The sequence below is a fragment of the Entomomonas sp. E7T21 genome (genome assembly GCF_058693955.1).
Genome location: NZ_CP191672.1, coordinates 2470932 through 2486466, shown reverse-complemented (window position 1 = coordinate 2486466; position 15535 = coordinate 2470932). Strand labels below are relative to the sequence as shown.

The following is a 15535-nucleotide window of genomic DNA, read 5'->3' as shown; positions in this document are numbered from 1 at the left end:
ATTTATTAACCTTTAATTAATCATATCGAATAAACGACGGTAGGTAATACCTAGAGTCAATAATTACAATAAAGTTTCTGAGAAATAATGATGAAGACTTTTAGCAGCAACAATAATTGTTAAAAAGTCACTTGTGGTGAGTTTTTAAGCTCCTTTTATTTATTGCTTAGCCTTAATGTGAAGCAGACGTTCTATCAATACCTTCGGTAAACTATGTAACGATGATATTGTAGCGTAATAAAAAAAATATAATAAGGGTAAGCTAAAATTAATTATCAATTTGAGTAGTAATAATATATTTATTAATGTTAAGTTAAGTTTATCTTTTTAAGATAAGTATTCAAGGTTTATAATAATTAATAGATTTTATATAGAAGTCATGGATATCAAAAGGAGTGTGTATGTCTCAATATAGGAATAAATTTTTATCATCATGGCCACAACTACAAATTAGTCAGAGCTTTTGGATCATTGACGACATTATAAATGAGGAGTTTTGGTTAGTAGATATTGATGATATAACACTTGAAATTAGACCACAGCAGAATATTAAGATTACTAAGCATGCTTTTCTTGCAGTGATTGATTATTTAGTAGAGCACAATCATTTTATAGATAATTCTTGTGAGGTGAAGACAGGCGATACTTATGAACGAAGTGTTCCATTATCCAGAGTAGTACAAGAAGCAAATCCTTATATGGAAGAGTGCTGTCTTAATTATGTATTAGCTATTCTTAAAGCTTTAGATATTGTTGATATAAGTGGCACACGATTAAATCGTGTTTGGTTAAAAGAGCTACCAGAAGAAGAGTAGAAACCTTTTATACAAAAAAACTAGCACTACACTTAAGGTGCTAGAATTTTCTGTAGTTCAGCTATTGGGGTTGGTTTACTAAATAAATAGCCTTGTAAGTATTTCACACCGTGCTGTGTTAAGTATTCTTTTTGACTATGATTTTCAACACCTTCAGCAATAATATAAATATTTAAGTTGTTAGCTAAATCAATAATACCATTGATAATATATCTGGATGATAGGCTATCTTCTAAAGTACTCACAAAACTTTGGTCTATTTTTATATAATCTACTTTAAAGCTGGTTAGGTAGGATAAACTAGAATGACCTGTTCCAAAATCATCAATTGAAATGAATACTTTAAGGTCTTGTAATAGATTAAAAAGTTTTTTTGCTGTTTCTGTGGGTTGCGCTATTTCACGCTCTGTAATTTCTAAAGTGAGTTGTATATGTTCTTTTGGAAAGTGTTGTAAAAATTTTTCACAGTCTAAGGCTAATTTAGTAGTTTGCAAGTGTTTAGGGCTGATATTTATACTAATATGGAAGCCTTTAGGAATAATCTCTAGATTTTTAATAAAGTCATTTTTTACATGTTCCATGAGGTTGAGTGTAAATGGGATAATATGTTTTGACCTTTCTATGGCAGAAATAAATTCATTAGGCATGATTAACCCTTTTTTGGGATGTTGCCAACGAATTAACACTTCAACACCAGACCATTGGTCACTGTTAGAAATTTTTATTAATTGATAGTAAGGAATAAACTGCTTGTGGCGCATTGCTTTTACAATATCATGAATGGGTAATTGGATATAAACTTTTATTCCAATAGGAATCATGACAAGTGACAATATCAGTAGAAATAGCAAATAATGTTCAAGCATATATTCTAAATAGGTAGTTAAAGATAAAACCGTAATAATTTTAAAAGGATATTGATTAGAACTAACTTCTATTTGATCTGGATTTCCTTTAAAAGAACGAGAAGATTGAGCCAGGCCTTTAATATCTAGCCAGTTTTCATTTATAACTAAAAATGAGTTCTTTTCATTATTTAATAGATAAGCTAAGTAACTGCCATCAATTGCTATTAATACTCCCCATGCCCCTTTAGTTTTATGATAATACACAAAAGATCTATCAGGAGTTATATCGTTATTACTAAAGAGGTGCATTAATTCGCCTTTAGCTAAAAATGTAGATCTGTAATTAGCATCAGCAAAAGATGAACAATAAATTATACTATCTTTAGTCAGGTTAAGTGTTCGAATATAAGTATGGGTAACTGTGTATTTTATTAAGGCAGGTTCAATAATTTCACAGGCTGGATTAGATATATTAAGTAATTTTGTAGCAGAATGATCTATTTCTGTTAGTAAGTTATTGATGGTTTTTATCGATTGTTTTGAAGAGGTGATAGCTTTATTTTGTAATTTAGAGACTGTATGAAAATACAACAAAATTATAATAAAAATAATAGGCAAAATAGTCACAACTACACTTATTAATAAATGCAAGATACGTATATTCCAGAACGTTACATATAGTTTCATAGATATTATCTTTTATTATTTTTGAAATTAATTTTTTTATAAAACGACTATATAATTCATTCGATGCAGAATGGTTAAACAGCTCCTTTAATGCATCTGGTTTAACTATACATTAAAAAATACTATGCGTTAATAATTTTTTTGCGAGTAAATACAAAAAATAAGACTAATACTTAATTGATGAAGCTGTATTAGTCTTATGTATTATTTTATCCATTTATATTACAGTTGCTTGAAAGAGTTGCTGTTGATTTTCCATATTTTTAAAGGCAACAGAAAGCATCAATTTAATGCGATTTAGTTGGTTTACTTCAGAGGCTCCAGGGTCATAGTCTACAGCTGTAATATTAGCCTGCGGATAACGCTCTTTGAGTGCTTTGATAACACCTTTTCCTGTAATATGATTAGGTAAGCAGGCAAAAGGTTGCATACAAATAATATTGCTTGCGCCCTCATTAATTAGGCCAATCATTTCAGCTGTTAAGAACCAGCCTTCACCCGTTTGATTACCACGAGAGAGAATAGGTGCTGCACCAAAAGCTAGTTCATCAATGGTATGAGGTGCATGGAAACGTTTACTATTTTGTAAGGCTTTACGCATATCTTTACGATAGTATTCCATACCTATAATAGCGGCTTGAGCGGCTAAAGCCGCTAGTTTACTTTTAGATAAGAATTTATGGTTAAAGTCATAATCATAGGCACAGTACAGTAAAAAGTCCATAAGGCCAGGCATAACAGCTTCACAGCCTTCTTGTTCAATAATTCTTACTAGATCATTATTAGCTGTTGGATGATATTTAACAAGAATTTCTCCAACTAGGCCGACACGTGGTTTTTTGATATCTAATAAAGGTAACTGATCAAACTCCTTAACAATATCATAGATGTTTTGTTTAAAAGTTTTAAAATCAGCTTTGTTAAGTGATTCTTTGCAACAATTTACCCACTTAAAATACAATGCTTCAGCTGAACCTTTTGTTAATTCATAGGGACGTGTAGCGAATAACGTTTGCATTAACACATCACCATAAACAACAGACATCATTAACCGATTAATAAGGGGGAGTGATAGTTTAAATCCTTGATGTTTTTCCATACCTAAAGTATTAAATGAAAGTATAGGTACATCTGCGAAACCTGCATCATATAATGCTTTACGTAAATAGCTGATATAGTTGGTAGCTCGACATCCTCCACCTGTTTGGGAGATCATTACAGCTGTTTTGTTAATGTCATATTTGCCTGATTTGAGGGCATTAATTAATTGTCCTATAACGATAATAGAGGGATAACAAGCGTCATTATTTACAAAACGTAATCCTTCATCAATAGCATTAGTAGGTACTTCTTCCAATACCTTAAAATTATAACCACATGCTTCAAAAGCTGGAGTAAAGAATTGAAAATGCATAGGGGACATTTGTGGTGCAAGGATAGTATAGTCTTCTCGCATTTTTTCAGTAAAGCTAGAACGTTTATATTTTGGTTTTTCATAAATACGTACAGCTTGGGTTATCGCTTGATTTTTTTCACGTTCTTGTAAAGCTGCTTTAAGAGAGCGTATTCTAATACGAGCTGCTCCTAAACTATTAACTTCATCGATTTTAATTCCTGTATAAATTTTGCCATGTTGTTCTAGAATTTCTTGTACTTGATCAGTTACTACAGAATCCAATCCACAGCCAAAAGAGTTTAGTTGAATAAGATCAAGATTCTTCTTGTTAGCGACTGTAGCGGCAGCTCTATAGAGACGAGCATGGTATGTCCACTGGTCTACTACACGTAAAGGTTCATTTAGTTTGCCTAAAAAAGCAATAGAATCTTCTGTTAAAACGGCCATACCCAGAGTAGTAATAACTTGAGGAATACCATGATGAATTTCAGGGTCTATATGATAAGGCCGTCCTGATAAAACAATACCATGTGTTCCTGTTTCCTCCATATATTCGAGAACTTCTAAGCCTTTTTCTTGAATATCTTGTTTAAACTGTTCTTGCTCGTGCCATGCTTTATCTAATGCTTTGCGAATAATAGAGGAGTTGATATTAAAGGGCGTAAATATATCCACTAGGCGTTTAGCTAGTTTTTTCTTATCTTCTAGTGATAAGAAAGGCTGCATAAAATTAATATTTTGTTCTTTAAGTAAATCTATATTGTTACGAATTAGTTCAGGATAAGAGGTTACTATAGGGCAATTAAAATGGTTATGGCTATCTGCATACTCTTTGTTTTCAAAAGGTACACAAGGATAAAAAATTGTTTTTATATCTTTTTCTATTAAATCAATAATATGACCATGAACTAATTTAGCTGGATAGCAAATTGAATCTGAGGGGAGGGTATCTAACCCTTTTTCCATAAGTGGTTTAGAGGATTCTGCTGAAAGTTCTACTCTAAATCCTAATTCTGTTAAAAACGTAAACCATAGCGGATAGTTTTCATACATATTAAGCACTCTTGGAATACCAATAGTGCCATATTTAGCCTGTTCTTTTTCTAGAGGAATGTAGTTGAAAATACGTTCATATTTATAGGTGTAGAGGTCTGGGATAGCGTTGGCTGCTTGTTTTTTTCCTAAGCCACGTTCACAACGATTGCCGGTAATAAATTTACGACCATCTGAAAAACGATTCAGTGTCATTGAGCAATTGTTAGTACAGACCTTACAGCGCACCATATTATGTTTAACAGAAAAGTTGGCGATACTTCGTTGGTTAAGCATGGTGGAGTTTTCAATTCCTTGCCAACGTTCTTTGGCAATGATAGCTGAACCAAATGCACCCATTAATCCCGCAATATCTGGACGAATAGGTTCTCGTCCTGAAATAAGTTCGAATGCCCTCAGTACGGAGTCATTATAGAAAGTACCACCTTGTACAATAATTTTTTCCCCTAAGTCTTGGGGATTTTTAACTTTCATGACTTTAATAAGCGCATTTTTAATAACAGCATAGGACAGCCCTGCTGAAATATCAGCAGCCGTTGCCCCCTCTTTTTGAGCCTGTTTAACACTGGAGTTCATAAAGACTGTGCAGCGAGAACCTAAATCAGCAGGTGCTGCTGAATCCAAGGCAATTTTAGCAAACTCATTAATAGGTGTTTCCACTGCTTGGGCAAAGGTTTCAATAAAAGAGCCACAGCCAGATGAGCAGGCTTCATTTAGTAGGATGTTATCAATAATGCCATCTTTAACACGTAGGCATTTCATATCTTGCCCACCAATATCAAGGATACAATCAACACCAGGTAGAAAATGATTGGCTGCTTTATAGTGAGCAATAGTTTCTACTTCTGAGGTATCTAGTTTGTAAGCTTCTCGAATAAGTGCCTCGCCATAGCCTGTCACCGAAGAAGCAGCAATAGAAGCTGTGGCAGGTAATTGTGCGTAGATTTCTTGTAAAATATTACTGACTATTTTTAAAGGATCACCTTCATTACTACCATAATAGCTATAAAGTAATTCACAGTTTTCACCTATTAATGTTGCTTTAGTAGTCGTCGATCCACAGTCTAGGCCAAGAAATAGAGGTCCTTGGTAAGTTTGTAAATCACCACGTACTACATTAGAGTTATTGTGGCGTTGTTCAAATGCTTGTCGTTCTTGTTGATTGAGAAATAGTGGGCGTAATGTATTAATTTCTCGCTGTTGTTGATTACTAAGATTTTGAAAAGAATTAAAAATTTGTTTTAGTGGTGTTGCTTTACTGCTATCGCCATGTAATGCTGCGCCCATTGCTACAAACAATTCACTGTCTTTTGGTTTAACAATATCTTGCTCAGTAAGCTGAAGCACTTCAATAAAGCGTTTTTTAAGTTCAGGTAAAAAATTAAGGGGACCACCTAAAAATACTACTTGCCCCTTAATTTTACGACCACAAGCAAGGCCGCTAATGGTTTGCTGTGCTACTGCTTGAAAAATAGAAAGAGCAATATCCTTTTTGGCGACGCCTTCATTGAGTAAGGGCTGTACATCTGTTTTAGCAAATACACCACAACGCGCTGCAATGGGGTAAATATTGGTAGCATTTTCGGCTAATTCGTTTAAACCAATAGCATCTGTTTTTAGTAAACTTGCCATTTGGTCAATAAATGCACCTGTACCACCTGCACATGAACCATTCATGCGTTGTTCTATGCCATTGCTAAAGAATGTTATTTTGGCGTCTTCACCACCTAGCTCAATAGACACATCTGTTTCTGGAATAAACGTTTCTACTGCTTTAGCACAGGCAATGACTTCTTGCACAAAGGGGTAACCAATAATTTCAGCTACATCTATACCACCTGAGCCCGTTACAACTAATGTGGCTGGGGAAGCTAAGTTAAATAAGTTAGTTTCAGCTAGCTCATTTATACAACGAATTACAGTATCTCTAACTTCGGAGAAATGGCGAGTATAGGTTTTATAAAGTATTTTATGCTGCTCATCCATAACCAATACTTTAACAGTAGTAGAACCTATATCTATGCCTATATATAAGGTTGCCAAGGGAAGCTTAGAAATATTTAATTTCGAATTCATAGTCACTCAATTACAATTTAAATTTATTCTGTAAATCATTATATTTTAATAAATAAACTATAATCTTAGCCAAGATCAATGATGATCTATGCAGGCAAAAAGTAAATAGTTATTATGTTTAGTTAAGCAAATATAGTACTACTAAGTGATAGATAGTAATTTTGTACAGCTTTGTATGTATCAGTTGTTACAAATAATAGCTTATTTAATTGCTTAAGCAGTTACCAATAACAAGCTTTGCGGATATCTTTAACTGCTTGAGTAACGCCAGATAGATCAAATTTTGCTGTAGCAATACTACCTTGAAAGAAAGTAGTGCGTACAGTTAGTTTATTCGATTTAATGAGTGAAGGTAGAATATCGTATGGTTGATAAGCATAAGCTGTTGCAGTGTCTTTAAGATATCGCCATTCAGTGTTAGCAAATTGTTGGGTGTCTGTTTGTAAGTAAACAGACATTTTACTGCCACGGGGTACATGTTGTCCCCAGTTAATAGTAAGTTCAGTAGCTCCTTGATTGCAGAGAATATTTAGTGTTATAGGATTGCCAAAGCTAGTATCGATCATTGAGGCAGGTAGAGAGGCTGAATAAATCATACCTTTATTTGTATTTTGAGTTTTTGTAGTCCATGCACTGTTGGTGGCATTTGTTTTATAACTAGGACTGTTAGTTTTTGGTGACATTTTATTGGTATCTGTAGGCGTATTTTTTTGTTCACAGCTTAGTAAAGTAATAAAACTAAGTAAGAGTACCCAATATTTTGCCATCATTATTTTCCTATATAGCTATGTAATATAGTGTAGCAGTTTTCTTTAGTTATTTAATAATCTTCCACTAATATATAGTAGAACTAGTGATTTATTTCTTATATCTTAAAAAATTAACAACAAGATTTAAGTATTTGATTAAATCATTGAAAAGTTTATATGCACAAAATAATTATAATTAACAACTAGTTTGGAGAAATATAATGAGTATAGCTGTACAGTTATTTATAGATGGTAAATGGTGTGATGCTAAGTCAGGCAAAAAAATTGATATTATTAATCCAGCAACAGAAGAAGTTATTGGTCAGCTAGCGCACGCAGAACAAGAAGACTTAGATTTAGCATTAAGTGCAGCAGAAAAAGGTTTACAGGTGTGGAGTGAAATATCTGCTTTTGAACGTTATAAGTTAATGCGTAAAGCCGCTAATTTATTACGAGAAAGAGCAACAGATATAGCAGCAAAAATGACAGAAGAGCAAGGTAAACCATCAGCCCAAGCAAAAGGTGAGGTATTATCGGGTGCTGATGTAATTGATTGGTTTGCCGAGGAAGGTCGCCGTGCTTATGGGCAGATAGTTCCTGCACGTGAAGAGGGTGTTTGCCAATTACAAATAAAAGAGCCTGTAGGTATTGTAGCCGCTTTTACACCGTGGAATTTTCCTATTAATCAAGTGGTGCGTAAGCTTTCAGCAGCATTGGCCGCAGGTTGTTCTATTATTGTAAAAGCACCAGAGGAAACGCCTATCTCGCCAGCGGAGTTAATAAAGGCATTTGCTGATGCTGGTATTCCAGAGGGTGTTATTAATTTAGTGTATGGTGTTCCTGCCGATATTTCTAATTATCTGATACCTCATCCATTAGTACGTAAAATTTCATTCACAGGATCAACAGCAGTGGGTAAACAATTAGCCGCTATGGCTGGACAACATATGAAATTAGCAACAATGGAGCTGGGAGGGCATGCACCTGTTATCGTTTGTGAGGATGCTGATTTAGATATAGCAGTTAAACAAATGTGTATTTATAAATATAGTAATGCGGGACAGGTATGTATATCTCCCACTCGTTTTTTAATTCATTCTAGTATTTATGATCAGTTTGTAGAGCGTTTTGTTGATGGAGCTCGTAAGATTAAAGTAGGTAAGGGAAGTGAACAAGATACTAAAATGGGACCTTTGGCGAATGAGCGTCGTATACCAACTTTAGAACGTTTAATTAAAGATGCTACAGATAAGGGCGCTAAATTATTATTAGGAGGTAAACCCATTGCAGGTAAAGGATATTTCTTTGAACCAACGGTATTGGGCAATGTACCACTTGCAGCTGATATTATGTCTGAAGAACCATTTGGTCCTATTGCATTAATGTGTAGTTTTGATACGATTGATGAAGCCATAAAAGAAGCGAATCGTTTGCCTTATGGTCTAGCGGCATATGCTTATACACAAAGCTTAGCGACAGCTACATTATTGGCTAAAAAAATACAATCTGGTATGTTGACTATTAACCATCTAGGCTTAGCTTATCCAGAAGTGCACTTCGGTGGAATTAAAGATTCAGGCTATGGTACTGAAGGTGGTAGTGAAGCAATTAATTGTTATTTACAAACAAAGTTAGTTACCCAAAAAGCCTTTTAATAATGTTATACAGTAGTCAATAAATTTATTGAGTGCAGGTAAGTAATGAAAAAGATAACACTAGTGAGTGTGTTGTTAGTAGCTGTTAGTACAGTGTGCGCACAGCAAATGTACCAATGGCGAGACGCTCAAGATAAAGTGCATTACACAGATAATCCAGTAGAAGCTAAACAAAAACAAGCTAGTATTATCGAAAAAGATCAACTTAAGAAAATAAATATGATTCCTGCACAAAGTTCTACGGAAGACATATCTTATCGTCGTCAACAAGAAGCATATATGCTTCAACAGCAAAGAGAGCTGTCTGATCAACGTGAGAGGATTCGAGAGCAATGTGAAAAGGAATATAATCGCTTACAGAATATTAAGAAAGATCCTCCAAGAATGGTAGATATTAATAGTGATGGCTCTAGACATTATTATAGTGATGAAGAAATTCAGGCTTTTGTTCAAAAACGTGAATTAGAATATAGCCAAAATTGTAGTAATTATTAAAAACAGTGGATGTTATGACTTGTATAAAGGATAATATTTCAATTTTTAGAATAGTGTCCTCTTTATAGGGCTCCTTTGTGAGGGAGTATTATGAGTAATAATAATGTAGATAATGCAGAAATAGCTAAGTTTGAGGCATTAGCTAGTCGTTGGTGGGATCGTGAGAGCGAATTTAAACCATTGCATGATATTAATCCGTTACGTATTAATTGGATTGAAGAACATATTAGTTTAGCAGGTAAAAAAGTGTTAGATGTTGGCTGTGGTGGTGGTATTCTTAGCGAAGGTATGGCTAAGCGTGGCGCCATAGTAACAGGTATTGATATGGGTGATGCTCCTTTATCAGTAGCAAAGTTACACCAGTTAGAATCTCAAGTTGCTGTTGAATATTTTAAAAGTACAGCAGAAGCTTTTGCTGAAGAGCATGCTGGGGAATATGATATTGTCACTTGTTTAGAAATGATAGAACATGTTCCTGATCCATCCTCTGTGATTAGAGCTTGTCGTAAACTTGTGAAACCTAATGGTTATATATTCTTGTCTACCATTAATCGTAATCCAAAATCTTATTTATTCGCAATAGTGGGCGCTGAATATGTACTTCGCTTATTACCAAGGGGTACACATGATTATCAGAAGTTTGTTAAGCCTTCTGAGTTAGGTTTATGGTGTCGTGAAGCAGGTTTAGATGTGCAAGATATGATTGGTCTAGTTTATAACCCACTATCTAAGACATATAAATTAGCTGGAGATGTCAGTGTAAATTATATGATTCAAACACAGCGTGTTGATTAACGGATAAGAGTTTATGAAGTTTGAGGCTATATTATTTGATATGGATGGTACAGTATTAGATTCTGCTCCAGACTTTATAGCTATTAGCCAACAGATGTTGAATAAGCATGGCTTAGCAGCAGTAGATGATGAAAAAATTAGGCAGGTGGTATCAGGTGGCGCCAAAGCAATGGTTGTGGCAGCTTTTGATATTACAGAAGATGATCCACAGTTTGAATCATTGCGTTTGGAGTTCTTAGATCTCTATTTACATTCCTGTGCAGTACATTCTCACTTATATAAAGGAATTGATAAGTTATTAACTGATATTGAGAAAGCGGGCATAAAATGGGGAATTGTTACTAATAAGCCTATAAGGTTTGCTGAACCTATTTTAGAACGTTTAGGTTTAACCAAACGGTGTGCAGTCTTAGTATGTCCTGAACATGTAGACTGCTGTAAACCTAGTCCTGAACCTTTATTATTGGCAGCTGAGCAATTGGCGATTGATCCACGCACTATCTTGTATGTGGGAGATGATAAGCGCGATATTGATTCAGGTAATGCAGCAGGTTGTAAAACATTAGCTGTTTGTTATGGTTATGTCCATCCGCAGGATAATCCTCATAATTGGGGAGCAGGTGCTGTTGTCAATACTGTTGCAGAGCTACAACAGGTGATTGATAGGGCAATTTGTGGTTGCTAACCTTATTTTATTTTAAGAATTAGGACTAAAGTTATGTTAGAAGTCCGTCATTTAAAAAGCCTCTATGCTTTACGAGAAACGGATAGTTTAGTAGAAGCAGCAGAGCGCTTACACTTAACACAATCAGCATTATCACATCAATTTAAAGAATTAGAAGAGCGTTTAGGCTTACAATTATTTGTTAGAAAATCGAAACCTGTACGTTTTACCAGCGCAGGACTAAGGTTGCTATCATTAGCAGATGAGGTCTTACCTCAATTGCGAAGTGCTGAACGTGATATAGCAAGACTTTCTGGTGGCACAGCGGGTCGTCTACATATGGCTATTGAGTGCCATAGCTGTTTTCAGTGGCTAATGCCTACCATAGATCAATTTAGAGATGCATGGCCAGAAGTCGAACTTGATTTAGCTTCAGGATTTGCTTTTGCTCCTTTGCCAGCATTGGCAAGAGGGGATCTAGATTTAGTGATTACAGCAAATCCTATGCAGTTATCAGGAATTATGTATGTGCCTCTCTTTACCTATGAAGCAATGTTAGCAGTAGCTAATCAACATCCATTAGCGAATAAAACATTTATTGAACCAGAAGATTTAAAAAGTGAGATATTAATTACTTATCCAGTAGAACATGATAAGTTGGATATCTTTACTCAATTTTTAGATCCTGCTGATATAGAGCCATTATCTGTAAGAGTGAGTGAAATGACCGTGATGATGGTGCAGTTAGTTGCTTCTAATCGAGGGGTATGTTGTTTACCTAATTGGGCTTTACATGAATATAGTAGCCGTGGTTACGTAAAAGCTAAGCGTTTAGGTGAAAAGGGATTACAGGCAACACTTTATGCAGGCATTAGAGAAGATATGTTTGATGCACCCTTTATGCAGGATTTTTTATTAACAGCAAAAGATACCTCTTTTTCGACACTAGAAGGGGTCAGTATGGTTAAGCAGGATAATTAAGTAATGATATCAACAGTATTAGTAACTGGAGGCGCAGGTTATATAGGCTCACATACTTGTGTATTGCTACTAGAAGCAGGTTATTCTGTGATAGTAATAGATAATCTGAGTAATAGTAATTATGAAGCTATTAGCCGAGTGCAAAAAATCACGGGCAAAACCATTCACTTTATAGAAGGTGATGTTAGAGATAGAAGTATTTTAGACAAAATATTTGCACAATATACTGTTGATGCAGTTATTCATTTTGCTGGGTTAAAGTCAGTATCTGAGTCTATTCAAAAACCCATTGAATACTATGATAATAATATAAACAGTACCCTAGTATTGTGCCAAGCAATGCGAAAGGCACAAGTAAAGAATTTGGTATTTAGTTCGTCCGCTACCGTGTATGGTGATCCTCAAGGTAAACCAGCTAAAGAAGATTTTCCTGTAGGGGGAACAACTAACCCCTATGGTACATCCAAATTAATGTTGGAGCAGATATTAACGGATATTTATCAAGCTGATAATAGTTGGAATATTGCACTGTTACGCTATTTTAACCCTGTTGGCGCTCATCCTAGTGGTTTAATTGGTGAAGATCCAACAGGTATCCCTAATAATCTTATGCCTTATATTGCACAAGTAGCAGTTGGCTTGCGGCCTTATCTTAATATTTATGGTGATGATTATGCTACCCATGATGGCACAGGAGTAAGAGACTACATTCATGTGATGGATTTAGCTAAAGGTCATGTTAATGCATTGCAATGGCTACAAACTAAACCGGGTATCAGACCTATTAATTTGGGAACTGGGGTAGGTTATAGTGTTTTAGATATGTTGCATGCATTTGAAAAAGCGTGTGGGAAAAAGCTAGACTATAAGATCATAGAGCGTAGAGCGGGCGATGTAGCTATTTGCTACTCTGATTCAAGCTTAGCTAAAGAGCTATTAAATTGGCAAACTCAATACAGCCTAGAAGATATGTGCAAGGATACTTGGTATTGGCAATCGAATAATCCAAATGGCTATAAATAGTTAATATTACTGTTAATTTACTGATTATTAACAATATACTCTCTAATAATTGGTGTTATGTTACTAACATTAACACCAATAAAGGTCTAAGAGGGTATTATGATTTCTACTTCAGTTTTTCCTTCACGTTATGTACAAGGTAGAGGGGCTCTAAACTTATTAGGTGAAGAGCTTGCAAGGTTTGGTAAAAAAGCACTTCTTTTGTTAGATCCATTTGTAGACGATAACTTTCATCAACAGGTTGAAAAGGCTTGTGCATCTCATGTGAGCTGTGTATTTGAGCGATTTGCTGGTGAATGTTGTGACGAAGAAATTAATCGTTTAATAGCACAGTCTAAAGATAATATTCCTGATGTTGTGGTTGGAATGGGTGGTGGTAAAACAATAGACACAGCCAAATATTTAGCAGATAGCATTAATCGTCCTGTTGTTGTTGTACCTACATTGGCTTCTACCGATGCGCCTTGTAGTGGTTTAGCTGTGGTTTACACCACTACAGGTGAGTATAAGCGCGCTGTAACATTTAAAGAAAATCCACGATTAGTTTTAGTTGATAGCCAAATTGTTGCACAAGCACCTGCTCGTTTCCTTGTGTCGGGTATGGGGGATGCATTAGCAACTTGGTTTGAAGCAGAAGATTGTTATATTAGTAATTCACCTAATATGACTGGCCGTAAAGGTTCGTTTACAGCTTATAACTTAGCTAATTTTTGTTATGAAACCTTATTAGAATATGGGGTATTAGCAGTACAAGCAGTTAAAAGGCAAGTAGTGACACCTGCATTAGAAAGAGTAATAGAAGCCAATACCTTATTATCAGGACTTGGTTTTGAAAGTGGTGGATTATCAGGAGCTCACGCTATTCATAATGGATTTACAGCACTTGAACCTACCCATCATTACTGGCATGGTGAGAAGGTTGCTTTTGGTACGTTAAGTTTATTGATGTTAACAGATAGATCGCCTGACGTAATTGATGAAGCATATTCTTTTTGTGAAGCAGTAGGATTACCTACTACTTTAGCTGATATTGGCTTAACTAATGTAACTCAAGAAGAGTTGTTAAAAGTAGCGCAGTTAGCTTGTGCAGAAGGTGAGACCATCTTTAACATTGCCACTGAGATCAATCCACAAACTGTGCTAGCAGCAATTTGTGCAGCGGATGAAGAGGGTAAACGTCGTAAAGGTAAATAATCGTATTGAGTAACTAGCTATTCCGGTTGGTTACTCATAACCAAAAATAACAATAAAATACCTCTAAAGATTAATTGGTTATAAGAGCAACTAATAAGCTAAGATCAAATTATACTATATAAGTGCTTTTCTTCATTACAGAACTCACTTATAGTGTGCCACCATAATTAATTTGTTATAGTATTGTTAACGATAATTGTTATCAATAAACTAATTTTCATTATTTTTCTGTTAATTGTTAGGAGTTTTTGATGAGTAAAATGGCCACAGAGCGTGTGCTAAGCGTTCATCATTGGAATGACACCTTATTTAGTTTTAAGACTACACGTGACCCAGGATTGCGTTTCCAAAATGGCCAATTTGTAATGATCGGTTTACAGGTAGATGGTAAGCCGTTGACGCGTGCTTATAGTGTCGCTAGCCCAAATTATGAAGATCATTTAGAGTTCTATAGTATTAAAGTACAAGACGGTCCACTCACTTCTCGTTTGCAACATTTAAAAGTGGGTGATGAATTATTGGTTAGCCGTAAACCAACAGGTACATTAATTACAGGTGATTTATTACCAGGTAAAAATGTATATTTTTTAAGCACAGGTACTGGCTTAGCACCTTTTATGAGCCTTATTCAAGATCCTGAAGTTTATGAGCGCTTTGAAAAAGTCATCTTAGTTCATGGGGTACGTTATATCAGTGAATTGGGTTACTATGACTTTATCACTAAACAATTACCAGAAAATGAATTTTTTGGTGAGATGGTGAAAGAAAAGTTAATTTACTATCCAACAGTGACTCGTGAACCGTTTGAAAATAATGGTCGTCTTACTGACTTAATGCGTATTGGTAAATTATTTAAAGATATTGGCTTACCACCAATTAATCCAGAACATGATCGTGCTATGGTGTGCGGTAGTCCCTCCATGCTAGAAGAAACCTGTCAAGTGCTTGATAGTTTTGGAATGAAAATTTCACCACGTATGGGCGACCCTGCTGATTACCTAATAGAACGTGCGTTTGTTGAAAAATAAATTATTATCCGACAGTTTTTACTTGCTACTTTGGGCTAGCTTGGGTAATATTTGCGCCCAACTTAATAGACGAGGT

At 35.1% G+C, this 15535-nt stretch carries 12 protein-coding genes; 9 read left to right on the top strand and 3 right to left on the bottom strand.

Annotated elements, in window-relative coordinates:
• Window positions 1–401: 401 nt before the first annotated feature.
• Window positions 402–815, top strand: a complete 414-nt coding sequence (locus ACQVD9_RS11775) for a hypothetical protein (protein WP_264746145.1) — start codon at window positions 402–404, stop codon at window positions 813–815.
• Window positions 816–847: 32 nt separating this feature from the next.
• On the opposite strand, the gene ACQVD9_RS11770 is transcribed toward ACQVD9_RS11775, so the two are convergent.
• From ACQVD9_RS11770 to ACQVD9_RS11760, 3 genes are all read right to left on the bottom strand, one after another.
• Window positions 848–2350 carry an EAL domain-containing protein gene (locus ACQVD9_RS11770; protein ID WP_264746144.1) on the bottom strand — a complete coding sequence of 501 codons (1503 nt, stop codon included), beginning with the start codon at window positions 2348–2350 and terminating at the stop codon, window positions 848–850.
• A 217-nt stretch (window positions 2351–2567) separates the two neighbouring features.
• Window positions 2568–6875: a 2-hydroxyacyl-CoA dehydratase gene (locus ACQVD9_RS11765; RefSeq protein WP_264746143.1), complete on the bottom strand. Its 4308-nt coding sequence runs from the start codon at window positions 6873–6875 to the stop codon at window positions 2568–2570.
• 221 nt (window positions 6876–7096) lie between these two features.
• A complete protein-coding gene (locus tag ACQVD9_RS11760) occupies window positions 7097–7642 on the bottom strand; it encodes a type VI secretion protein (protein WP_264746142.1) in 546 nt (181 codons plus the stop codon).
• A 203-nt stretch (window positions 7643–7845) separates the two neighbouring features.
• Between ACQVD9_RS11760 and ACQVD9_RS11755 the strand changes: the two genes are divergently transcribed.
• From ACQVD9_RS11755 to fpr, 8 genes are all read left to right on the top strand, one after another.
• Window positions 7846–9279, top strand: a complete 1434-nt coding sequence (locus ACQVD9_RS11755) for an NAD-dependent succinate-semialdehyde dehydrogenase (RefSeq protein WP_264746141.1) — start codon at window positions 7846–7848, stop codon at window positions 9277–9279.
• 45 nt (window positions 9280–9324) lie between these two features.
• Entirely contained in the window at window positions 9325–9774 is a 450-nt protein-coding gene (locus tag ACQVD9_RS11750; protein ID WP_264746140.1) for a DUF4124 domain-containing protein, read from the top strand.
• Between the two features lie 90 nt (window positions 9775–9864).
• Window positions 9865–10569: a bifunctional 2-polyprenyl-6-hydroxyphenol methylase/3-demethylubiquinol 3-O-methyltransferase UbiG gene (ubiG, locus tag ACQVD9_RS11745; protein WP_264746139.1), complete on the top strand. Its 705-nt coding sequence runs from the start codon at window positions 9865–9867 to the stop codon at window positions 10567–10569.
• 13 nt (window positions 10570–10582) lie between these two features.
• Window positions 10583–11254, top strand: coding sequence for an HAD family hydrolase (locus ACQVD9_RS11740; protein ID WP_264746138.1), 672 nt, complete (start codon window positions 10583–10585; stop codon window positions 11252–11254).
• Window positions 11255–11287: 33 nt separating this feature from the next.
• Entirely contained in the window at window positions 11288–12214 is a 927-nt protein-coding gene (metR, locus tag ACQVD9_RS11735; protein WP_264746137.1) for a transcriptional regulator MetR, read from the top strand.
• 3 nt (window positions 12215–12217) lie between these two features.
• The gene (galE, locus tag ACQVD9_RS11730) at window positions 12218–13237 is read left to right on the top strand and encodes a UDP-glucose 4-epimerase GalE (RefSeq protein WP_264746136.1); all 1020 of its coding nucleotides are present in this window, start codon (window positions 12218–12220) and stop codon (window positions 13235–13237) included.
• A 99-nt stretch (window positions 13238–13336) separates the two neighbouring features.
• Window positions 13337–14431: a glycerol dehydrogenase gene (locus ACQVD9_RS11725; RefSeq protein ID WP_264746135.1), complete on the top strand. Its 1095-nt coding sequence runs from the start codon at window positions 13337–13339 to the stop codon at window positions 14429–14431.
• Window positions 14432–14682: 251 nt separating this feature from the next.
• Entirely contained in the window at window positions 14683–15459 is a 777-nt protein-coding gene (gene fpr / locus ACQVD9_RS11720; RefSeq protein WP_264746134.1) for a ferredoxin-NADP reductase, read from the top strand.
• Window positions 15460–15535: the final 76 nt, after the last annotated feature.

Bases quoted from the DNA above. Each gene is read 5' to 3' on its own strand.
- galE (WP_264746136.1), top strand. From the start codon at position 12,218: ATGATATCAACAGTATTAGTAACTGGAGGCGCAGGTTATATAGGCTCA.
- ACQVD9_RS11765 (WP_264746143.1), bottom strand. From the start codon at position 6,875: ATGAATTCGAAATTAAATATTTCTAAGCTTCCCTTGGCAACCTTATAT.
- ACQVD9_RS11725 (WP_264746135.1), top strand. From the start codon at position 13,337: ATGATTTCTACTTCAGTTTTTCCTTCACGTTATGTACAAGGTAGAGGG.
- ACQVD9_RS11760 (WP_264746142.1), bottom strand. From the start codon at position 7,642: ATGGCAAAATATTGGGTACTCTTACTTAGTTTTATTACTTTACTAAGC.
- ACQVD9_RS11775 (WP_264746145.1), top strand. From the start codon at position 402: ATGTCTCAATATAGGAATAAATTTTTATCATCATGGCCACAACTACAA.
- ACQVD9_RS11770 (WP_264746144.1), bottom strand. From the start codon at position 2,350: ATGAAACTATATGTAACGTTCTGGAATATACGTATCTTGCATTTATTA.
- ACQVD9_RS11740 (WP_264746138.1), top strand. From the start codon at position 10,583: ATGAAGTTTGAGGCTATATTATTTGATATGGATGGTACAGTATTAGAT.
- ubiG (WP_264746139.1), top strand. From the start codon at position 9,865: ATGAGTAATAATAATGTAGATAATGCAGAAATAGCTAAGTTTGAGGCA.
- metR (WP_264746137.1), top strand. From the start codon at position 11,288: ATGTTAGAAGTCCGTCATTTAAAAAGCCTCTATGCTTTACGAGAAACG.
- ACQVD9_RS11755 (WP_264746141.1), top strand. From the start codon at position 7,846: ATGAGTATAGCTGTACAGTTATTTATAGATGGTAAATGGTGTGATGCT.
- fpr (WP_264746134.1), top strand. From the start codon at position 14,683: ATGAGTAAAATGGCCACAGAGCGTGTGCTAAGCGTTCATCATTGGAAT.
- ACQVD9_RS11750 (WP_264746140.1), top strand. From the start codon at position 9,325: ATGAAAAAGATAACACTAGTGAGTGTGTTGTTAGTAGCTGTTAGTACA.